General features: G+C 73.1%; 19 protein-coding genes. 12 read left to right on the forward strand and 7 right to left on the reverse strand.

Features of this window, described 5'->3' with window-relative positions:
* The first annotated feature begins 104 nt into the window (after positions 1–104).
* Both ACFV9H_RS26990 and ACFV9H_RS26995 read left to right on the forward strand, forming a co-directional pair.
* Positions 105–950, forward strand: a complete 846-nt coding sequence (locus ACFV9H_RS26990; RefSeq protein WP_385402903.1) for a patatin-like phospholipase family protein — start codon at positions 105–107, stop codon at positions 948–950.
* A gap of 78 nt (positions 951–1,028) precedes the next feature.
* Positions 1,029–1,820, forward strand: a complete 792-nt coding sequence (locus ACFV9H_RS26995) for a spermidine synthase (RefSeq protein WP_385403038.1) — start codon at positions 1,029–1,031, stop codon at positions 1,818–1,820.
* Between the two features lie 128 nt (positions 1,821–1,948).
* Here the strand turns inward: ACFV9H_RS26995 and ACFV9H_RS27000 are convergent, their stop codons facing one another.
* Both ACFV9H_RS27000 and ACFV9H_RS27005 read right to left on the reverse strand, forming a co-directional pair.
* The gene (locus ACFV9H_RS27000) at positions 1,949–3,268 is read right to left on the reverse strand and encodes an MFS transporter (RefSeq protein ID WP_385402905.1); all 1,320 of its coding nucleotides are present in this window, start codon (positions 3,266–3,268) and stop codon (positions 1,949–1,951) included.
* Between the two features lie 69 nt (positions 3,269–3,337).
* Entirely contained in the window at positions 3,338–4,354 is a 1,017-nt protein-coding gene (locus ACFV9H_RS27005; protein WP_385402908.1) for a hypothetical protein, read from the reverse strand.
* A 97-nt stretch (positions 4,355–4,451) separates the two neighbouring features.
* On the opposite strand from ACFV9H_RS27005, the gene ACFV9H_RS27010 reads away from it, so the two are divergent.
* The 4 genes from ACFV9H_RS27010 (at position 4,452) to ACFV9H_RS27025 (ending at position 8,563) form a co-directional block, all read left to right on the forward strand.
* Positions 4,452–4,910: a DUF4442 domain-containing protein gene (locus ACFV9H_RS27010; protein ID WP_385402911.1), complete on the forward strand. Its 459-nt coding sequence runs from the start codon at positions 4,452–4,454 to the stop codon at positions 4,908–4,910.
* 49 nt (positions 4,911–4,959) lie between these two features.
* Positions 4,960–5,160, forward strand: coding sequence for a DUF2191 domain-containing protein (locus tag ACFV9H_RS27015; protein WP_385402913.1), 201 nt, complete (start codon positions 4,960–4,962; stop codon positions 5,158–5,160).
* 144 nt (positions 5,161–5,304) lie between these two features.
* A complete protein-coding gene (locus ACFV9H_RS27020; RefSeq protein WP_385402915.1) occupies positions 5,305–7,833 on the forward strand; it encodes a glycoside hydrolase family 3 C-terminal domain-containing protein in 2,529 nt (842 codons plus the stop codon).
* Between the two features lie 58 nt (positions 7,834–7,891).
* The gene (locus ACFV9H_RS27025; RefSeq protein WP_385402918.1) at positions 7,892–8,563 is read left to right on the forward strand and encodes a DedA family protein; all 672 of its coding nucleotides are present in this window, start codon (positions 7,892–7,894) and stop codon (positions 8,561–8,563) included.
* A gap of 17 nt (positions 8,564–8,580) precedes the next feature.
* On the opposite strand, the gene ACFV9H_RS27030 is transcribed toward ACFV9H_RS27025, so the two are convergent.
* The gene (locus ACFV9H_RS27030) at positions 8,581–9,126 is read right to left on the reverse strand and encodes a gamma carbonic anhydrase family protein (protein WP_385402920.1); all 546 of its coding nucleotides are present in this window, start codon (positions 9,124–9,126) and stop codon (positions 8,581–8,583) included.
* Between the two features lie 138 nt (positions 9,127–9,264).
* On the opposite strand from ACFV9H_RS27030, the gene ACFV9H_RS27035 reads away from it, so the two are divergent.
* Positions 9,265–10,011, forward strand: coding sequence for an acyltransferase (locus ACFV9H_RS27035; protein WP_385402922.1), 747 nt, complete (start codon positions 9,265–9,267; stop codon positions 10,009–10,011).
* 7 nt (positions 10,012–10,018) lie between these two features.
* Here ACFV9H_RS27035 and ACFV9H_RS27040 read toward each other — a convergent pair whose 3' ends face one another.
* Positions 10,019–10,885, reverse strand: coding sequence for an EamA family transporter (locus ACFV9H_RS27040; protein ID WP_385402924.1), 867 nt, complete (start codon positions 10,883–10,885; stop codon positions 10,019–10,021).
* Between the two features lie 105 nt (positions 10,886–10,990).
* Here ACFV9H_RS27040 and ACFV9H_RS27045 point away from each other — a divergent pair, with 105 nt between their 5' ends.
* The gene (locus ACFV9H_RS27045) at positions 10,991–11,623 is read left to right on the forward strand and encodes a helix-turn-helix domain-containing protein (protein WP_385402926.1); all 633 of its coding nucleotides are present in this window, start codon (positions 10,991–10,993) and stop codon (positions 11,621–11,623) included.
* 34 nt (positions 11,624–11,657) lie between these two features.
* Here the strand turns inward: ACFV9H_RS27045 and ACFV9H_RS27050 are convergent, their stop codons facing one another.
* Positions 11,658–12,062, reverse strand: a complete 405-nt coding sequence (locus ACFV9H_RS27050; RefSeq protein ID WP_385402928.1) for a CoA-binding protein — start codon at positions 12,060–12,062, stop codon at positions 11,658–11,660.
* Between the two features lie 175 nt (positions 12,063–12,237).
* On the opposite strand from ACFV9H_RS27050, the gene ACFV9H_RS27055 reads away from it, so the two are divergent.
* Positions 12,238–12,672, forward strand: a complete 435-nt coding sequence (locus tag ACFV9H_RS27055) for a hypothetical protein (protein WP_385402931.1) — start codon at positions 12,238–12,240, stop codon at positions 12,670–12,672.
* On the opposite strand, the gene ACFV9H_RS27060 is transcribed toward ACFV9H_RS27055, so the two are convergent.
* A complete protein-coding gene (locus ACFV9H_RS27060; protein ID WP_385403041.1) occupies positions 12,669–13,913 on the reverse strand; it encodes an IS110 family transposase in 1,245 nt (414 codons plus the stop codon). The genes ACFV9H_RS27055 and ACFV9H_RS27060 overlap by 4 nt on opposite strands.
* A gap of 482 nt (positions 13,914–14,395) precedes the next feature.
* On the opposite strand from ACFV9H_RS27060, the gene ACFV9H_RS27065 reads away from it, so the two are divergent.
* From ACFV9H_RS27065 to ACFV9H_RS27075, 3 genes are all read left to right on the forward strand, one after another.
* Positions 14,396–15,022, forward strand: coding sequence for a YigZ family protein (locus ACFV9H_RS27065; protein WP_385402934.1), 627 nt, complete (start codon positions 14,396–14,398; stop codon positions 15,020–15,022).
* Positions 15,023–15,106: 84 nt separating this feature from the next.
* Positions 15,107–16,276, forward strand: a complete 1,170-nt coding sequence (locus ACFV9H_RS27070) for an exonuclease SbcCD subunit D (protein WP_385402936.1) — start codon at positions 15,107–15,109, stop codon at positions 16,274–16,276.
* Positions 16,273–19,284 (forward strand): AAA family ATPase, encoded by a 3,012-nt coding sequence (locus tag ACFV9H_RS27075; RefSeq protein ID WP_385402938.1) that lies wholly within the window; start codon positions 16,273–16,275, stop codon positions 19,282–19,284. Before ACFV9H_RS27070 ends, ACFV9H_RS27075 begins: the two co-directional genes overlap by 4 nt.
* Here the strand turns inward: ACFV9H_RS27075 and ACFV9H_RS27080 are convergent.
* Complete coding sequence (locus tag ACFV9H_RS27080; RefSeq protein WP_385402941.1) at positions 19,274–19,720, reverse strand: Lrp/AsnC family transcriptional regulator; 447 nt, start codon at positions 19,718–19,720, stop codon at positions 19,274–19,276. The two genes, ACFV9H_RS27075 and ACFV9H_RS27080, sit on opposite strands and share 11 nt — an antisense overlap.
* Positions 19,721–19,781: the final 61 nt, after the last annotated feature.

Raw genomic sequence — 19,781 nt, forward strand, 5'->3', positions numbered from 1 at the left:
GGGCCGGTGTGACCCGGCCCGGCCGACCGGACCCCCTGTGGTGACGGTGGACCCGCTGCGGCAGACTGCCGTCACCACAGGCATGAGCGGAGGGGTGGGCGGCGATGGGCGGCGACACGGCACTGGTGCTCGGCGGCGGAGGACTGACCGGCGTCGGCTGGGAGTGCGGGATCTTGTACGGGCTCGCCCGCGCGGGAGTCGACCTCACCACAGCCGACCTCGTCGTCGGCACCTCCGCCGGTTCGGTGGTCGGCGCCCAGCTCACCTCCGGACTGCTCTCCCCGAAGGAGCTGTACGAGCGCCAGCTCGGCGCCGCCACCGGCGAGCTGCCCGCGAAGCTGGGCGCGGGCGTCATCGCGCGGTACGCCCTCGCGATGGTGCGCTCGCGAAACTCGACCGCCTACCGGCAGCGGGTCGGCGAGCTGGCCCTGGCCGCCGACACGGGGGCGGAGGCGGCGCGGCGCGAGGTGCTGGCCGCCCGGCTGGTCTCCCACGAATGGCCCGAGCGACGCTTCGTGGTCACCGCCGTGGACGCGCTCACCGGAGAGCCCGCCGACTTCGACAAGGAGAGCGGCGCCGGGCTCGTCGACGCGGTCTCGGCGAGCTGCGCGGTGCCGGGCGTGTGGCCGCCGGTGACGGTCGGCGGACGGCGGTTCATCGACGGCGGCGTCCGGTCCGCCACCAACGCCGACCTGGCGGGCGGCTACGCACGCGTGGTGATCCTCGCGCCGATCTCGCTCGGCTCCGGGCTCGTCCCCTCACCCGCCGCACAGGCCCAGCGGCTGCGGGCGGCGGGGGCGCGGGTGTTGGTGATCACCCCCTCGGCGGCGGCCCGCAAGGTCTTCGGGCGCAACGTACTGGACCCCGCCCGGCGCGACCCGGCGGCTCGGGCGGGCCTGGCACAGGCCGCCGAGCACGCAGCCGAGGCGGCGGCGGTCTGGACGGGCTGAGCCCGGCCCGACAATGGTGAGGTGAGCGACGAACAGATCCCGGTGATCCGGAAAGTGGGCCAGGGCACCGCCAAACTGATGCCGGACGTGGACCGGGAGCGGGCCTGGCTGCTGACCGTCGACGGGGCGCCGCAGTCGTACGTGGACCTCGATGATCCGCTGCACCTGGAATTCGAGTACGTACGCCGCCTCGCGCACGTCCTGGACTGCGCGGCGGAGCCGGGCCTCGGGCTGGACCTCCTGCACCTCGGCGGCGGCGCGCTGACCCTGCCGCGCTACGCGGCGGCGACCCGGGCGGGCTCCCGGCAGACGGTCGTCGAGTTCGACGCGGGCCTGGTGGAGCTGGTCGCCGAGCACCTGCCGCTGCCGGCGGGAGCCGGGGTCACGGTGCACGCCGCCGATGCGCGGGCCTGGCTGGAGGCGGCGCCGGCGCGGAGCGCGGACGTGGTGGTGGCCGATGTGTTCGGCGGCTCGCGGGTACCGGCGCAGCTGACCTCCGTGGAGTACGCGCGGGAGGCGGCGCGGGTGCTGAGGCCCGGGGGGCTGTACGCGGCGAACCTGGCCGACGGGGCGCCCTTCGACTTCCTGCGGGCCCAACTGGCCAACTTCGGCGAGGCCTTCGCGGAGCTGGCGCTGATCGCGGAGCCGGCGGTGTTGCGGGGGCGGCGGTTCGGGAACGCCGTGTTGTTGGCGTCGGATGCCGAGCTTCCCGTGGCCCTGCTGGCCCGGCGGTGCGCGGCCGACGCGTTTCCCGCGCGGGTGGAGTTCGGGGACGGGACGGCCCGGTTCATGCGGGGGGCCCGGCCGGTGGCCGACGTGGATGCGGTGGCGTCGCCGGAGCCGCCGGAGGGTGCGTTCAGCCTGGGGTGAGCGGTCGGCTGCCGCGCCGCGTCCTGGGGCTCCGCCCCGGATCCCGGCGCCTCAAACGCCGGCGGGGCCGGATGTGGCCGACGCCGGTCTGTGAGTGCGCGCAGCGGAACCGGGTGCGGTGCGCAATTTCAGCCTCGGCGGCGTTTGAGGCGCGGGGTCTGGGGCGGGGCCCCGGCGGCTGGGCGCGGCCCGTAGATCTTGCGGTCCCGGCGTGTCAGCCGGCGCACGTCCGGGATCAGGAGGACCAGCGCGGTGGCCAGGACCACCAGGGTCGCGCAACCCCACAGGGCGTCGGTGCGGCCGAAGGCCGCTTCGGCCGGTCCTGCCAGGGCGGTGGCCACGGGGAGCATCGACACCGAGCCGAACCAGTCGTAGGCCGACACCCGGGAGAACTTCTCCTCCGGTATCTCCTGGTGCAGGGCCGACATCCAGTTCACGCCGAACACCTCGATGGCCGCACCACTCACGAACATCAGCACGCACAGCCCCCACACCGGCACCGGCACGGCCAGCCCGGCCGACGGCAGCGCCAGCGGGAACACGCACAGGGTGCCGACCAGCAGCAGTCTGCGCGGCTTCCACACCATCATCAGGAACGCTCCGGCGATGGTCCCCACCCCGAAGCAGGCCAGCGCCAGTCCCCACGGCGCCGGGCCGCCGAGCTCGTCCCGGGCGACCAGGGGACCGTACACCGCGTCCGCGGCGCCGACGACGGCCACGACCACGGAGAACTGGAGCACGATGCCCCACAACCAGGGGCGGGTGCGGACCTCCACCCAGCCCTCGCGCAGATCGGTCAGCAGGCCGCCCCGGGAGACCCGGTCGGCGGTGGGGGCGACGTCGAGGAAGGCGCGCAGCGCCCCAGCGATCGCGAAGGCGGCCGCGTCCACGGCCAGGACCCAGCCCGCGCCCAGTACGGCGATCATCGCCCCGCCGAGGGCCGCGCCGCCGATGCCGGCGCCGTTCATCGCCATGCGGAACAGCGCGAAGGCGCGGTTGGAGTGCTCGCCGGAGACGGTGGCCAGCAGCATGCCCTCGGCCGCCGGGTTGAAGAAGGCCGTGCCCGTGCCGCACAGGGCGGTCAGCAGCATCATCTGCCACAGCTGGGGGTCCCCGGTGAGGACGAGGACGGCGAAGGCGGCCTGCGAGAGGCAGTTGAGGGTGTTGGCCGCGACCATCACGCGGTGGCGGGGCAGCCGGTCGGCGATCACGCCGCCGATGAGGAGGAAGAGGACGAGCGGCAACGTACGGGCGGCGGCCACCAGACCGAGGTCGCCGGCGCTTCCGCCCGCATCCTGCACGGCGAAGGCGGCCGCGATGAGCGCTCCGTGGCTGCCGAGGTTCGTGACGACCGCCGCGCTGGTCAGCAACGTGTAGTTGCGGCCCGCCCAGTCGGGCCGACGGCGGCGGGCAGGCGTGTCCGAGGAGGTGGCGCGGGGAGAACTCACTACGGGACTATCTCCGCCCCGGGCCGAGAATCCAAACGGATTGTCGGCCCGGGCCGGCGGTGCGGAAGGTCAGCTCGCGGTCAGGCGGATCGTGCTGAGGATCTTCTCCATCGTTTCCTGCTTGACCTCGTCCGGGACGCCCGCGGCGCTGTAGAGGATCCAGGAGGAGAAGTCATTGTTGGCGGTCTTGAAGCTGAAGGCGATGGACTTGCCGTCGGAGGAGCACTTGTTCGCCTTCGGCACGCCGGTCACGCTCGCCGTGGCCATGTGGCCCTTGAGTCCCGAGGCGGTCGTGTACTCCTTCGGCTCGGAGACCTTGGTGGTGCCCTTCGGGGCCTTCTGCGCGTATCCGGCCCACGCCCAGTTCCCGGCCTCGTTGCGCACGGCCTCGGCGGTGTCCTTGGCGCCCTGGCCGCCCTTGCTGCCGGTGCCGGCCAGCGCGGTGGTCTCCTCGCTGCCGTTCTTGTCGGCGTCGACCTTGCACCAGTCTTCCTTGAGGTACGCGGGCCCCGACATCATCACGGCCGCGGACCCGTCGTTCTTCTCCTCGTCCCCGAAGCCGATGGACATGCCGGCGCCCAGCACGTTCCACTCCGGCGGGACGTCGAAGGCGGTGCCGTACTTGGGGTTGACCACGACCTTCCAGCCGGGGACGGTCGGCTGGAGCTCGCCGCCGGCGCGCGGGTTCGGGCTGCTGCCGGCCGGGGCCGGCTCGGTGGTGGCGGGCGCCGAGGAGGCGGTGGCGGGCTTGTTGTCGGCCTCGTCGGTCTTCTTGTCGTCCCGCGTGAGGACGAACGCACCGGTCGCCGCGGCCGCCACGATGACCGCGGCCGCGGAAACGATGGCCACCGTCTTGGTCTGGTAGGGGCTCCCGCCGCCGCGCTGGGGCTGTGCGGGCTGCTGAGGCGGGCCCCAGTGCTGGCCGGGAACGGTCGGGGGCTGCTCGTACCCGGGCTGCTGCGGGTATCCGTAACCGGGCTGCTGCTGATACGGGTTCGGCTGCCCCGGCTGCTGCTGGTACGGGTTCTGTTGCGCGCCCTGGGGGTTCTGTTCGCCCCCGGGCGGCTGCTGCTGTCCTGGCCACATGGCCGGTAACGATAGTGGGAGCGGGCCGCAGGGGCCACGGCCGCCCCCTGCCCGGGGTCTGGCCAATCACGCCTACTCGCGGGTAACATTGCTTTTCATGAGCGCAGATCAGATGAACGTGGGCGAACTGCTCGCCGCGACCGTGCCGATGGCCCGGACCCTGAACCTCCAGTTCCTGGAGACCACCCCCGAGCGCGCGGTCGTTCGCCTCCCGGACCAGCCCGACTACCACAACCACGTCGGCGGCCCGCACGCCGGAGCCATGTTCACCCTCGCCGAGTCGGCGAGCGGCGCCATCGTCCTGGCCGCCTTCGGCGACCAGCTCTCGCGCGCCGTCCCCCTCGCGGTGAAGGCCGAGATCGGCTACAAGAAGCTCGCCAAGGGCGTCGTCACCGCCACCGCCACCCTCGGCCGCCCGGCCGCGGAGGTCATCGCCGAACTCGACGCGGGCGGCCGCCCCGAATTCCCGGTGACCATCGCCATCCAGCGCGAGGACGAGGCCGTGACGGGCGAGATGACCGTCGTCTGGACGCTCCGTCCCAACACCACGGCGTAGTACACCCGCCGGCGCTAGAGTCCCTCGCAAGACGACGGAGGGAGTGCCCGTGGCCAAGGTGGACATCAGCCTCGACGCAGAGCTCGTGGTGGAGGTGATGGTCCTCGCCGGGGTCGGGTCGCCGCAGGACGCCGTGGAGGCCGTCGTACGGGACTACATCGCGCGCGGGCACCGCACCGAGGCCCGGGTGCAGCTCCGGGACGAGCCCGGGCGCAGCCGCGACAGCCTGCCTCCGCCGCCGCAGGGCTGAACCTCGGCGGGCGCGGTGGCGCGTCTCGGCCGGGCCCGCCCGGGCCCGGCGCACAGTGGGCGGGGGAGCGGCCCGGCGCGGGCCGCTCCCGCCGACCCACCCCCGGGCTCCGCCCGGGGGTGCGCCCAGCCGCAGGGAGCGCCCATGAGCGAGGCCGTGTCCAGACGTACGGCGATGCGGCTGCTCGGCGCGGTGGGCGCCGCCGGCTCGTCCCTCGGAGCGGGCGGCTGCGTGGCCACCGTGCCCCCGGGCGCGGGGCTCCGCAAGGCCTCGCCCGCACCCGCCGCACCCGCCGCGGAACCCGGCGGCGCCGCCAGGATCGACGCCCTGCTGGAGCGGCTCACCCTCGACGAGAAGACCGCGCTGCTGCACGGCGCCCGCGACCCGGCCCCCCTCGGCCAGGCCGGCTACGTGCCCGGCGTACCCCGCCTGGGCATCCCCGCACTGCGCCTCGCCGACGGACCCGCCGGCGTACGGGTCGACGAACCCGCCACCGCGCTGCCCGCGCCCGTCATGCTGGCGTCCGCCTTCGATCCCGCGCTGGCCCGCGAGTACGGCAGGGTCCTCGGCCGCGAGGGCAGGGCGCTCGGCCAGGACGTACTGCTGTCGCCCATGGCCAACCTCATCCGCACCCCGTACGCGGGCCGGAACTTCGAGACCTTCGCCGAGGACCCCCGGCTGACCGCCGACCTGGTCGGCGAGCTCGTCCGCGGGATCCAGGACGAGGGGCTCATCGCCGCCGTCAAGCACTTCGCCCTCAACAACCAGGAGCGCGGCCGCGACACCGTCGACGTGATCGCCGACGACCGGACCCTGCACGAGACCGAGCTACGGGGCTTCGAGGCCGCCGTCGCCGCCGGCGCGGGCGCCGTGCTGGGCGCGTACAACAAGGTCAACGGGGTCTACGCCTGCGAGAACAAGCCGCTGCTCGACGAACTGCTGCGCGGCACCTGGGGGTTCGACGGCTGGGTGATGTCCGACTGGGGCGCCACCCACAGCACCGTCGCCGCCATCGGCGCCGGGCTCGACATGGAGATGCCCGGCGGCACCCACTTCGGTGGCCCCTTGCGCCAGGCCGTGCGCGGCGGCTCCGTCCCGGAGGCCTTCGTCGACCTCGCCGTGCACCGGATCCTGACCACCATGGACCGCTTCGGGCTGCTCGCGGCCAAGCCCGCCGCGCGCCCCGCGCGCGACGCGGCGGCCGGGGCCCGCCTCGCCCGCAAGGTGGCGACCGCCGGCGCGGTGCTGCTGCGCAACGAGCACGGCACCCTGCCCCTGACCGGCGCCGCCGCCCGCTCCATCGCGGTGATCGGGCCCACCGGCCAGGTCCCCTTCGTCGGGGGCGGCGGCAGCGCGCACGTGGTCCCCGACGGGGCGACCGCCCCGCTCACCGCCATCAAGCGGCGCGCCGGGAACGGCGCCACCGTCCGCCACGCCCTCGGCGAGGACCTGTACGGACGCCCGCTCCCCGCGAAGCTGCTCACCCCGGCCGCCGACCTGGACGACCGAAACGTGGAGGCCGGGCGGAGCTGGAGCCACGAGGGCGAGTTCCGCCTCGCCGAGGACGACGAGTGGACCCTGCTCGTCCACTACACCGGACAGCGACCGGGCGTACGCCTCGACGGCGAGGAACTGTTCCCGCCGCGGCAGGGGGTGGCCGAACACTATGCGGGCGGACTGCTCGGCTCCGCGCCCGACGGGATGAGCGTCCGCCGCCGCACCCTCGCCCTCAAGGCGGGCACCCACCGGCTCGCCGTCACCGCACGCGGCGGGGCCAAGGGCCAGCGCTTCCGGCTCCGGCACACCACGAAGGCGACCCGCGCCGCCGATCTTGCCGAGGCGGTACGGATCGCGAAGGCGGCCCGCGGCGTGGTCCTCTTCGCCTACGAGGACGCCACCGAGGGCAGCGACCGCACCTCCCTGGCGCTCCCGGGCGGACAGGCCCGGCTGATCGAGGCCGTCGCCGCCGCGAACCCGCGCACGGCCGTCGTCCTCAACACCTCCTCCGGTACGACCATGCCGTGGCTCCCGCACACCGGAGCGGTGCTGCAGATGTACTACCCGGGCCAGGAGGGCGCGGGCGCCACCGCCGACGTCCTCTTCGGGGACGTGGACCCGGGAGGCCGGCTCACCCAGACCTTCCCGGCCGACGAGCAGGTCGGCCCGGTCGGCGGGGACCCGGTGCGCTACCCGGGGGTGGGCGGCCGGCAGGAGTACACCGAGGGCGTCCATGTCGGCCACCGCTGGTACGACGCGCAGCAGGTGGCCCCGCTGTTCCCCTTCGGGCACGGGCTCTCGTACACCACGTGGCAGTACGAGAAGCTGACCGTCGCGCCGGGCGGTGCTCACGGGCACGCCGGCGGCCTGCGCGTGGAGTTCACCGTCCGCAACACCGGCCGCCGCAAGGGCACCGAGGTGGCCCAGGTGTACGTCGGCCCGTCCCCGGAGCTGAGGCTCGACCAGCCGGTGCGCGCACTGGCCGGCTACCGGCGGCTCACCCTCGCGCCGGGTGCGGCGCAGCGGGTCACCGTCGACGTGGACGCCCGGGCGCTGTCGTCATGGGATCCGGAGCAGCGGACCTGGGTGCTGGGTTCCGGCCGGCGCGTCGTGTTCGCCGGTCGTTCCTCCCGTGAACTGCCACTGCGGGCGAAGGTCGTGGTGAGGAGCCGATAGGCTGCGCGTTCGGCGTGTCACAGGGGTCGCGCCGGCGACGACTCGGGAGGACGTACCGGTGCACATCCAGGAATGGCTGGAGACGATTCCGGCGGTCAGCATCTATCTCCTGGTGGGTCTGGTCATCGGACTGGAGAGCCTCGGCATCCCGCTGCCCGGAGAGATCATCCTGGTCAGCTCGGCCCTGCTGGCCTCCCAGCACGGGGACATCGACCCGGTGGTGCTGGGCATCTGCGCGACCACCGGCGCGATCGTCGGCGACTCGATCGGCTACGCGATCGGCCGCCGCGGCGGCAAGCCACTGCTGGAGAAACTGGGCCGGCGCTTCCCCAAGCACTTCGGGCCCGAGCACGTGGCCGTGGCGGAACGCTCCTTCGAGAAGTGGGGCATGTGGGCCGTCTTCTTCGGGCGGTTCGTGGCCCTGCTGCGGATCTTCGCCGGACCGCTGGCGGGCGTGCTGCACATGCCGTACTGGCGCTTCCTGATCGCGAACATCTTCGGCGGGATCCTCTGGGCCGGCGGCACCACGGCCGTCATCTACTCGGTCGGGGTCGTCGCGGAGCCGTGGCTGAAGCGGTTCTCCTGGGCGGCGCTCGCGCTCGCCGTGGTGTTCGGGCTCGTGGTCACGCTGGTGGTGCGCAGCCGGATGAAGAAGGCGGCGCAGGCGGTCTCCGTGCCCGCGCCGGCCGGGCCGGCCGAGGCGCCCGCTCCTGCGGCCGCCCGCGACTGACCCGGCCCCGAGGCCCGCTACGCGCCCGGGGTCACCGAGGCGCGGTGCTGCTTGGCGAGCTCCACGTACATCTGGGCGTTGATCCTGATGTGCTCGCGCTCCTCCTCGGTCAGCTCGCGGCGCACCTTGGCGGGCACTCCCGCGACCAGCGAACCGGGCGGGACCACCATGCCCTGCGGGACCAACGCCTGGGCGGCGACCAGGGAACCCGCGCCGATCACCGCGCCGTTCAGGACGGTCGCGCCCATGCCGATCAGGCAGTCGTCCTCGACCGTGCAGCCGTGGACGACCGCGTTGTGGCCGATGGACACGCGCTCGCCGATCGACACGGGGAAGCCCGGGTCCACGTGGATGGTGCAGTTGTCCTGAACGTTGCTGTCCGCGCCGAGGGTGATCGGGCCGCAGTCGGCGCGCAGCACCGCCGAGTACCAGATGCTCGCGCCGGCGGCGAGGGTGACGTCGCCGACCACGACCGAGGTGGGCGCGGTGAAGGCCGTCGGGTCGATGTCGGGGTTCTTGCCGCCGACGCCCGCCACGAGTGCCTGGGTCGCCTGGTACGTCATGTTCTCTTCCTTCGTCTCTCCGGATGCCGCTGCCGCGCTCACAGCACCGTAGGGCACGCGGGGCCCGCACCCGCGATGGGGTGAAGATCACAGGATCGTGGCCCGGACGACCGCCGTCCGGCGCACTACCGTGGCCGGGTGCCGAAGAACCAGAACACGTTCTCATCGCTGACGGCCCTGCGACGCCGGCTGGCGAACCGCGCGGTCCACGCCGGCTGGCGCTGGATGCAGCAGGCCGGCGCGGTCACCGCGCAGACCCCGGGGCGGCTGCGGTTCGGTGCGATCGGGCACGGCACGCGGCTCGCCTTCCCGCAGGGCACGGTCTTCGGCGAGCGGTGGATCCGCCTCGGCGAGCACTGCATCATCGGCGAGCAGGTCACCCTCACCGCCGGGATGATGCCGGACCTCGACCTGGGCGCGGAGCCGATGCTGGTGCTCGGCGACGGGGTCGTCATCGGCCGGGGCAGCCACGTCATCGCCGACGCCCGGATCGGCATCGGGTCCAACACGTTCTGCGGTCCCGGGGTCTACATCACGTCCACGAACCACAGCTACGACGATCCGCACGAGCCCGTGGGCAAGCAGTGGCCGCGCAGCGCCCCGGTGGAGATAGGCCCGGGCTGCTGGCTCGGCACGGGCGCGGTGATCCTGCCGGGCGCCCGGCTCGGCCGCAACGTCGTCGTGGCCGCGGGTGCCGTCGTACGGGGCGAGGTGCCGGACCATGCCGTGGTGGCGGGGGCGCCGGCGCGCATCGTACGCAGGTGGCAGCCCGAGACCGGCTGGCAGCCGCCGCTGCGCACGCCGGCGCCGGTGCCGATCCCGGACGGGATGACCCCGGAGCAGCTGCGCGGCTTGGCGCAACTGGCGGAGGCCGAGCAGTCGTAGTGGTGGGTCAGCCCGCCGCGAGGAGAACCGTTCCGGCGAGGGCGAGGCCGGCGCCCGCCGCCTGTACGGTGCGCAGTCGTTCCTTGAGTACCGCGAAGGCGGCGAGCGCGGTGATCACCGGGTAGAGCGAGGAGAGTACGGCGGCCAGCGTGACGGGGCCGTTCTGGGCGGCGATGGAATAGGTGCCGTTCGCCGCGACGTTGGCGAGGCCGACGAAGGCGAGCGCGGGCAGCAGCCCCCACAGGATCCGCGGGCCGGCGCCCTCCGGCAGGGCCGGGGTGCCGCGCCGGGTCTGGGCCCACAGGGCGGTGCCGCCGACGGCGACATTGGTGACCCGCTGCACGAACAGCGCGAGGAACAGCCCGGTGATGGTGGTGGAGGCCTGCGCGATCAGCGCCATCACCGCGCCGAACCCGAAGGCCGCGACCAGGGTCAGGACCACGGCCTGACGCTGGACGGGGGCGCCGCGCAGTTCCGGGCCGCCCGCGAGGACGATGCCGACGACGGCCACCGCGATCCCCGCGAACTGGCCCGGGCCGGGCCGCTCGCCCAGCATCAGCCCCGCGGTGACGGGCACGACCACGCCGAGGGAGCCGAGCGGGGAGACCACGCCCATGGGACCGAGGGCGAGCGCCTTGTAGAAGCTGAGCATGGCCACCGGCCCGACGAGCCCCGCGCCGACCGCGAACCACAGCTGCGGGCCGGCCTCGCGCCAGGCGCCGGTGCCGAGGACCACGGCGCCGAGCACGGCGACGGCGACGACCTGCGAGACCACGACCACCGTGAGCGCCGGTATCCGGCGGGTCAGCAGGCCGCCGCCGAAGTCGGCCAGACCCCACGGCACGGCTGTGGCCAAGGCGAAGAAGGCGGTCATGGCGGGCCTCGCAGTACAGTGTGATGAACGGTGGGGTGCAGCATCGAACACTCTGCACGGTAGTTCAATCCACTGGACTGTGTCATCCAAAATATTGGACGGAATGTGTCGGATCTCGAACAGCTCACCCAGGCACTGGCCCGGAACCTCAAGCGCTGGCGAGGCGAGCGCGGGTTCACCCTGGACTCTCTGGCGACCCGGTCGGGGGTCAGCCGGGGGATGATCATCCAGATCGAGCAGGCCCGTACGAACCCGAGCGTCGGCACGACGGTGAAACTGGCCGACGCGCTCGGCATCAGCATCTCCACGCTGCTCGACTACGACCGGGGCCCGCAGGTCCGGATCGTGCTGCCCGACCAGGCCGTACGGCTCTGGTCGAGTGAGGCGGGCAGCTCGACGACCATGCTCATCGGCACCGACGAGCGCGGGCCGATGGAGCTGTGGACCTGGCACCTGGTGCCCGGCGAGGGGACGGAATCCGCCCCGCATCCCTCCGGCACCATCGAGATGCTCCACGTCACCGCGGGGGATCTGACGCTGGTGGTCGGCGAGGGGGAGTTCCGGGTACCGGCCGGGGCCGCGGCCACGTTCGAGGCCAACCTCCCGCACTCCTACCGCAACGACGGTTCCGTGCCGTTGGAGATGACCCTCGCCGTGTCGATCCCGCCGGTGTCGGCTCCGGTACCGGCTCCCGCGCACGCCGCCGGGCCGGTCCGGGCGGATGGGCCGCAGCGCTGACCATCCGCCCGCAGCCCCTGCCCCCCGGGGCGGATCAGAGGGCGGGGATCTCGATCGCCGGGCAGCGGTCCATGACCATGTCCAGCCCGGCCTCACGGGTGCGGGCGAAGGTCGCCTCGTCGACCACGTTCAGCTGGAACCAGACGGCATCCGCGCCGGCGGCGACCGCGGAGTCGGCGACCTCCCCGGCCAGGGCGCTGTTCACGAAGACGTCCACGACGTCCACCTTGAACGGGATGGCCTCCAGCGAGGCGTACCCCGGCTCCCCGTGCACCGTCTCGGCCTTCGGATGTACGGGGACCACGCGCTTGCCGAACTGCTTGAGCACCCGGGCCACCCCGTAGGCCGCCCGGTCCTGGTTGTTGGACAGGCCCACCACGGCCCAGGTGTCGCCGAGTTCGGTGAGGATCTTGCGGATGGTTGCCGGATCGCCGTACACGTGTGCCGCCTCCTGTTGCTCCGATTGTTCCGAGCGTTGCCTCGTTCGACTTCTCAACGGAAAAGACGCATGTCGGATTCCCCGTAGACACCTCAGGGCTCCAACTCGTCAAGGCGACCGGTCATAACCGCTGTGTAGCCTGTCGATCTGTTCGAACAAGCAAGGGGGGACGCGGGTGGACATCGAAGGAACGCATGCCGCGATCCAGCTCCCCGAAGGGAACTGGTGGGACTGGGACGTGGTCGCCTGGAACAGCGGGCAGCTCAAGCTTGCTGCCAGCCACGACCTGGCTTACCACCACGGCCTGGAACTGGTCTTCGGCGATCCGTTCTTCGTCTGCTGCCCGGCGATGTTCTCCGATCCGATCTTCCGTGCACCGACCGCGGACGAGGTCCTCAGAGTCACGCGTCAGGTCGGCGAAAGGCCGCCCGTCGTGGTCGCCTTCGAGGCCGACGCGGGCGGGCAGGAGCCGGTCTCGTGCCTGATCGCAGCCGAGCGGTTCGAGGTCGTCCAGGAATCGGTCCTGCGGTACTGGCGCGAGGACGCAGACCCGGATCAGCGCTTCGCCCCCTGGGTGCGGTCCCCGGACCAGCAAGCAACCTCTGGCTAGGCGGCCGCTGTGCCCATCTCGGCAGGTGGGGCTGGGAAGGCCAGCTCCTCGTCATACTGCTGGTCCTGCTGGAGGCAGTGGTAGAGCTGGCCGATCATGCGGTTGAAGAGGTTGCGCTGGGCGGCGGCGTGCCAGTCTGCGTGGTCGTCGCGTCGCCGCCGGTAGTGGGCTTTGGCGCCGGGCGAGGCGGTAATCGCGGAGAACGCCCAGAGGTAGCCAGCGTGGTTGAGACGGTCGTTCTTCACCCAGCGTCGGGTGATGCTCGACTTCTTCCCCGAGGCCCTGGTGATGGGCGAAGCACCGGCGTATGCCTTCAGGCCGCGGGCGTCGGCGAACCGCTGCCGGTCGTCACCGACCTCGGCGAGCACCCGGGCGCCGAGCTGGATGCCGAGGCCGGGAAAGCTGAGGATGATCTCGGCGTCAGGGTGCTGAGGGAATGCTTCCTCGACCGCTTCGGCGAGGTTGTCGGCTGCGGTGCATGCCGCCTCCAGCTGGACCAGGAGAGCGAGCATCTGCTTGCCCAGTGCGTCCTCGACCAGCTGCGGCTGGTGGGCCCAGTCCGCTCGGAAGACCTCGCGGAGCCGCTCGGCCTCGGCGGTAATACCCCGCTGCCGGCCGGCCCGCTTGAGCGCGGCCTGGAGCTGCGCTCGCGTTACGTGAGCAGCCTTGGTCGGCGTCGGGGCCAGCTTGAGGAGCTGGTGGGCCTCGGGGCGGCAGAGGCCGTTCTTCCAAGGTTCGAAGGCCGCGAGAGCGGCCGGGTAGTACTCACGCAGCAGGGATCGGAGCTGGTTGGAGATCTGCTGGCGGTTCCAGGTGGCGTCCTGCTGGGCCCGTGCGAGGACGGCGACAGCTCGGGCCAGGTCGCTGTCCCGGGGAAGCGGCCGATGGGCGTGCATGTCGGTGCGGAGCACATTGGCAAGGACGAGGGCGTCGCCGGGGTCGGACTTCTTGCGGGAGACGGAGTGCCGGTCTCGGTATCGGGCAGCGGCCATCGGGTTGATCGCGAAGACCTGGCGCTTGCCGGTCCGCAGCACGGCGACCAGCAGGCCGCGGGACGTCTCGATCGCAACTGGGATCGGGGATTCCTCCGTGTCGCCGTACTCGGCGAGCAGATCCAGCAGGATTTTGTAGCCGGCAGCGTCATCTGTGATGTGCCGCTTGGCCAGTAACTGGCCGCTGTCGTCGACCAGGGCGACGTCGTGCGTACGTTCCGCCCAGTCGATACCGCAGTAGATCAAGATCTTTCCCCTCCCAAGGCTCTGCTGTTCGTTCTGGTAACGAGCTCATGCGGGACCACGCAGCGACCTAATCCCAGGACTCGACGCGAGGGTCGGTCCGCCACCTCAGTAGCCGTTCGTGGCACCAGCTCACCCCAAGGGCCTCGGTCTATGCGAGAGCTCAGGCGGCTCGGGCGTTACGAGAGGTCACCGTGCGGCGGGCTCGCACCACGAACATCAACGAGCGAGTGCACCGGCTGGTGGTGGCGGCCGTAAGAACGCCGAACGCCGCGCTTTCTAACCGAAGGCATCAAGTGCCCGGCTGACGATAGGCATCCGTTCGGCGTCCATGCGACCGCCACACCCAACAGAGCCAGGACCCGTCCACCGATCTACGGGAAGGCCTCGAAAGCCTGGGTGGAGACAGACGTGACAGTCCTGGCCCTCGAACAGCCCCCGGTTCTCTTCCGGCCGGACCGCTCTTAACCACGGATTAGGGTGGAGAGGTGAAGGCAGACCAGTACGTGACGGTGGCCCGCGAGGGCGTGCACGAGGCGGAGATCAACCGCTCGCGCTTCCTGTGTTCGCTCGCGCCCGCCGCGACCGAGCAGGAGGCGCAGGACTTCGTCGCGCGGATCCGCAAGGAGCACCCCACCGCCACGCACAACTGCTTCGCCTACGTGATCGGCGCCGACGCCTCCGTGCAGAAGGCCAGTGACGACGGCGAGCCCGGCGGCACCGCCGGCTTGCCGATGCTGCAGATGCTCACGCGCCGGGACATCCGGTACGCGGTCGCCGTGGTCACCCGCTACTACGGCGGGGTCAAGCTCGGTGCGGGCGGTCTGATCAGGGCGTACGGCGGAGTCGTCGGCGAGGCGCTCGACGCGCTCGGCACCGTCACCCGGCGGCGCTACCGGCTGGCCACCGTCACCGTCGACCACCAGCGGGCCGGAAAGACCCAGAACGACCTGCGCTCCACCGGCCGGACCGTCGTGGACCTGCGCTACGGGGCCGCGGTGGAGATAGAGGTCGCCCTGCCGGAGGCGGACCTGCCCGGCTTCGAGGCATGGCTCGCCGACAGTACGGCGGGCAGCGCCACCCTCACGCTCGGCGGTGAGACATACGCGCCCTGAGCGCCCCGGGGACGGGTTAGCGTAGAGGGGTTCGGCGAGCGGGAGACGACCAGGGGGACACGGCATGTGCGGCGGGACCGACGAGTGAAGTTCCTGCACACCTCCGACTGGCACCTCGGCCGGTCCTTCCACCGCGTGAACCTGCTCGGAGCCCAGGCGGCCTTCGTCGACCACCTGGTCGAGACCGTCCGCGCGCATGAGGTCGACGCCGTCCTCGTCGCCGGTGACATCTACGACCGGGCCGTGCCCCCGCTGCCGGCCGTCGAACTGTACGACCGGGCCCTGCACCGGCTCGCCGAGCTCGGCGTGCCCACCGTGATGATCTCCGGGAACCACGACTCCGCCCGCCGCCTCGGGGTCGGGGCCGGGCTGATCGACCGGGCCGGGATCCACCTCAGGACCGACCCGGCCGGCTGCGCCGACCCCGTGGTGCTGGCCGACGTACACGGTGACGTGGCGCTGTACGGGCTGCCTTACCTGGAACCGGCCCTGGTCAAGGACCAGTTCGGCGCGGACAAGGTCAGCCACGAGGCGGTGCTGGGTGCCGCGATGGAGCGGATCCGTGCCGACCTGGCCACCCGACCGGCCGGGACCCGGTCCGTGGTGCTCGCGCACGCCTTCGTCACCGGCGGACAGGCCAGCGACAGCGAGCGCGACATCACCGTGGGCGGGGTCGAGGCCGTGCCCGCCTCCGTCTTCGACGGGGTGGACTACGCCGCGCTCGGCCACCTGCACGGCTGCCAGACGATCAACGAACGGGTCCGCTACTCCGGTTCCCCGCTCGCCTACTCCTTCTCCGAAGTCGACCACCGCAAGACCATGTGGCTGGTCGAGCTGGGCGCGGAGGGGAAGATCGTCGCCGCCGAGCGGATCGACACGCCCGTGCCACGGGCCCTCGCGCGGTTGCGGGGGAGACTGGACGAGCTGCTGGAGGAGCCCGCGTACGCGGTGCACCAAGACGCCTGGGTCGAGGCGACGCTGACCGACCCGGTCCGGCCCGACGACCCCATGGCGCGGCTCGTCGCCCGCTTCCCGCACACCCTCAGCCTCGCCTTCGACCCCGAGGGCCGCGAGGAGGAGACCGGCACCTCGTACGCCCAGCGGCTGCGCGGCCGCAGCGACCAGGAGATCGCCGAGGACTTCGTCTCCCACGTACGCGGCGGCGGCCACGCGGACGAGGCCGAACGGGCCGTGCTGCGGAGCGCCTTCGACGACGTACGGACCGACGACAGCCGCCAGGAGACCCATCGATGAGGCTGCACCGCCTGGCGGTCACCGCCTTCGGTCCCTTCGCCGAGCCCCAGCAGATCGACTTCGACGCCCTCTCCGGCGCCGGGATCTTCCTGCTGCACGGACCCACCGGCGCGGGCAAGACCTCCGTCCTCGACGCCGTCTGCTACGCGCTCTACGGCTCCGTGCCCGGCCCCCGCCAGGCCCCCGGCACCAGCCTGCGCAGCGACCACGCCTCCGCCGAGACCCCGACCGAGGTCACCCTCGAACTCACGGCGGGCGGGCGCCGCCTGGAGATCACCCGGCGCCCGGAGCAGGACCGGCCGAAGAAGCGCGGCAAGGGGACGACCAAGGACAAGGCGCAGAGTTGGCTGCGCGAGCACACGGGCGAGGGCTGGGAGCCGCTGAGCCGTTCCCACCAGGAGATCGGCGAGGAGATCGAACAGCTCCTCGGCATGAGCCGCGAACAGTTCTGCCAGGTGGTGCTGTTGCCGCAGGGGGAGTTCGCCAAGTTCCTGCGCGCCGACGAGGCCGCGCGCGGCCGACTGCTCGGACGGCTCTTCGACACCCGCCGCTTCGCCGCGGTCGAGACCCTGCTCGGCGAGCGCCGACGGGCCGCCGAGGCCAAGGTCCGGGCCGGCGACGAGAAGGTGCTGCACACCGCCCAGCGGCTCGCCCAGGCCGCGGGGAACGGCGCCGACCTGCGGGCCTGGCCCATGCCGGGGCACCAGCCGGGCGACCCGGGGCTCGCCGAGGCCGTCCGCGCCTGGGCCGCCGTCGCCCGGTGCGCCGCCCGCGAGCGGCGCACCGTCGCCGAATACGCGCTGGCCGCCGTCGAAGGCCGGCACGCCGCCGCCCGGCGGGCCGCCGAGGAGGCCCGGGAGCTCGACCGGTTGCAGCGCCGCCACGCGGAGACCACCCGCCGGTCCGCCCTGCTCGCCGAGGCCGCGCCCGAGCGGGAGCGGGTGCGCGCCCTCCTGGACCGCGCCCGGCGCGGCGCCCTGGTCGCCCCGGCGCTGGAGCTGCGCGGAGCGGCCTCGGCCGCGCACCTGGCCGCCGCGCACGCGGAGACGGCCGCCCGGGCCGAACTCCCGCCGATGTTCAGGGAAGCGGGTGCCGAACAGCTGGCCGGCGTCGAGCAGGAGCTGCGCGAGGCACTGGGCGCGCTGGGGGCGGCCCGCCGGGACGAGCAGCGCAGCGCCGAGATCGGCCGCGAACGGGCCGACCTGGAACGGGAGTCCCGGGCCGCCGAGGAGGCCCACCTGGAGTCCGCCGAGTGGCTGGAGCGCTGGGAGGGGACCCGGGCCGCGCTCCAGGAGCGGGTGGACGCCGCCCAGCAGGCCGCCACCGAGGCGGAGCACTTCGCGGGTCGGCTGGAACCGGCCAGGATGCAGTTGAACGCCGCCCGCCGACGGGACGAGTTGGCCGCCGAGGAGGAGCGCGCCGCAGCCGAACTGCTCGTCCTGCGCGACGATTCGGCCGCCGCCCGGGAACGCTGGCTGGAGCTCAAGGAGGCCCGGCTGCGCGGGATCGCCGCCGAGCTGGCCGAGGCACTGGTGGCGGGGGAGGCCTGCACGGTGTGCGGGTCCGCGGAGCACCCGGCTCCGGCCCGCCCGGCCGCCGGCCACGTGGACCGCGCGGCCGAGGACGCCGCCCACGCCCTCTTCGAGCGGGCGGAGCAGGCCCGGGCCGCCGTCGAGCGCAGGCTCGCCGCCGCCCGGGAGACCCGCGCCGAGGTCTCGGTCGCCGCCGGGGAGGCCACCACCGAAGAACTCCTCGCCCTGACCTCGGAGCTGAGTACGGGGCACGCCGCCGCACATGCCGCGGCCGCCGGATGGCGCGCCGCCCGGGAGCAGCTCGACCGCGCCGAACGGGAGCACGCCGCGCGCAGCGCCGACTGGCAGGGCGCCGAGACACGGGCCGCCGCCAGGGCGTCGCGCCGCGAGGCACTGGACCGGGAGCAGGCCTCGCTGGAGGCGGCGCTGGCCCTCGTGCGGGACGGGGCGCCCACGGTCGCCGCCCGCGCCCGCACCCTGGAGGACCGGGTCCGGATCGTCTCCGGGGCCGCCGCCGCGCTGCGCCGCGCGGAGACCACGGCCGCCCGGCTGAAGGAGGCCGACGACCAGCTCGCCGACGCGGCCTTCAAGGCCGGCTTCGACACCATCGAGGAGGCGGCCGACGCCGTCCTGCCCGAGTACGAACGCACCGCGCTCCAACACCGGTCGGACGCCTGGCAGGCCGAAGAAGCCATGCTGGCGGACCGCCTCGCCGAGACCGACACCGCCGCGGCCGCAGCCCTGCCTCCGGCCGCACCGGAGGAGGCCGAGGCGTACGCGGCGCAGGCCGCGGCGAAGCTTCGTACCGCGGGATCGGCCTTCGACGCCGCCCGGGTCCGCTGCGAGGAGCTCGACCGGCTCTCCCGGCAGGCGGAGCAGGAACTGCGCGCTCTGGGCCCGCTGCGCGAGGCCTACGACCGGGTGGCCCGGCTCGCCGGACTCACCGCGGGCACCTCCGCCGACAACGAACGCAAGATGCGGCTCGAGGCCTATGTGCTGGCCGCCCGCCTGGAACAGGTCGCCGCCGCTGCGACCGTACGGCTGCTGCGCATGTCCGGCGGCCGCTACACCCTGGTGCACTCCGACGCGCGGGCGAGCGGACGGGGGCGCTCCGGGCTCGGCCTGCACGTCGTCGACGCGTGGACCGGCAGCGAACGGGACACCGCCACGCTGTCCGGCGGCGAGACCTTCTTCGCCTCATTGGCGCTCGCGCTCGGCCTCGCCGACGTGGTCACCGACGAGGCGGGCGGCATGCGCCTCGACACCCTCTTCATCGACGAGGGCTTCGGCAGCCTCGATGACCAGGCGCTGGACGAGGTGCTCGACGTACTGGACTCGCTGCGCGAGCGGGACCGCAGCGTCGGCATCGTCAGCCACGTCGCCGACCTGCGCACCCGGGTCCAGGCCCAGCTGGAGATCGTCAAGCAACGCGGCGGCTCCGTGGTGCGCCACCGCACGGCGTCGCTCACGGACTGAGCGGCCTGCGAGGGAGCGGGGACGAGTAGACGATGCTCGTCGTCACCGAACCGAGTCCGGAGATGCGGCCCGTGACCTCCTCCAGGTGTCCCATCGAGCGGGCGGCGACCTTGAGCACGAAGCAGTCGTCGCCGGTGACGTGGTGGGCCTCCAGGATCTCGGTGGTGGTCTCCAGGAGGTCGTGGAACGGCTTGTAGTTGCCGTGCGGATAGCGCAGCCGCACCAGGGCGAGGATCGTCTTGCCGAGCTTCTCCGGGTCCACCACCGCCGTGTAGCCGGTGATGATCCCGGCCTCCTCCAGCCGGCGGACCCGCTCGGTGACGGCGCTCGCGGACATGGACACGGAGCGGGCGAGCTCCGTGAAGCTGGCACGGCCGTCCCGCTGGAGGGCTTCGAGGATCCGCCAGTCCGTGGCGTCAGGGGAATAGTCGGTCATGGCCCAGGTCTAGCAGGGGATTCCCCGGTCGGACAAGGAAAAGGCCGGGGAAAACCACTTC

It is taken from the genome of Streptomyces sp. NPDC059874 (assembly GCF_042731135.1).
Lineage (GTDB): Bacteria > Actinomycetota > Actinomycetes > Streptomycetales > Streptomycetaceae > Streptomyces.

Bases quoted from the DNA above. Each gene is read 5' to 3' on its own strand.
- ACFV9H_RS27075 (WP_385402938.1), top strand. From the start codon at position 16,273: ATGAGGCTGCACCGCCTGGCGGTCACCGCCTTCGGTCCCTTCGCCGAG.
- ACFV9H_RS27040 (WP_385402924.1), bottom strand. From the start codon at position 10,885: ATGACCGCCTTCTTCGCCTTGGCCACAGCCGTGCCGTGGGGTCTGGCC.
- ACFV9H_RS26995 (WP_385403038.1), top strand. From the start codon at position 1,029: ATGCCGGACGTGGACCGGGAGCGGGCCTGGCTGCTGACCGTCGACGGG.
- ACFV9H_RS27080 (WP_385402941.1), bottom strand. From the start codon at position 19,720: ATGACCGACTATTCCCCTGACGCCACGGACTGGCGGATCCTCGAAGCC.
- ACFV9H_RS27030 (WP_385402920.1), bottom strand. From the start codon at position 9,126: ATGACGTACCAGGCGACCCAGGCACTCGTGGCGGGCGTCGGCGGCAAG.
- ACFV9H_RS27020 (WP_385402915.1), top strand. From the start codon at position 5,305: ATGAGCGAGGCCGTGTCCAGACGTACGGCGATGCGGCTGCTCGGCGCG.
- ACFV9H_RS27005 (WP_385402908.1), bottom strand. From the start codon at position 4,354: ATGTGGCCAGGACAGCAGCAGCCGCCCGGGGGCGAACAGAACCCCCAG.
- ACFV9H_RS27010 (WP_385402911.1), top strand. From the start codon at position 4,452: ATGAGCGCAGATCAGATGAACGTGGGCGAACTGCTCGCCGCGACCGTG.
- ACFV9H_RS26990 (WP_385402903.1), top strand. From the start codon at position 105: ATGGGCGGCGACACGGCACTGGTGCTCGGCGGCGGAGGACTGACCGGC.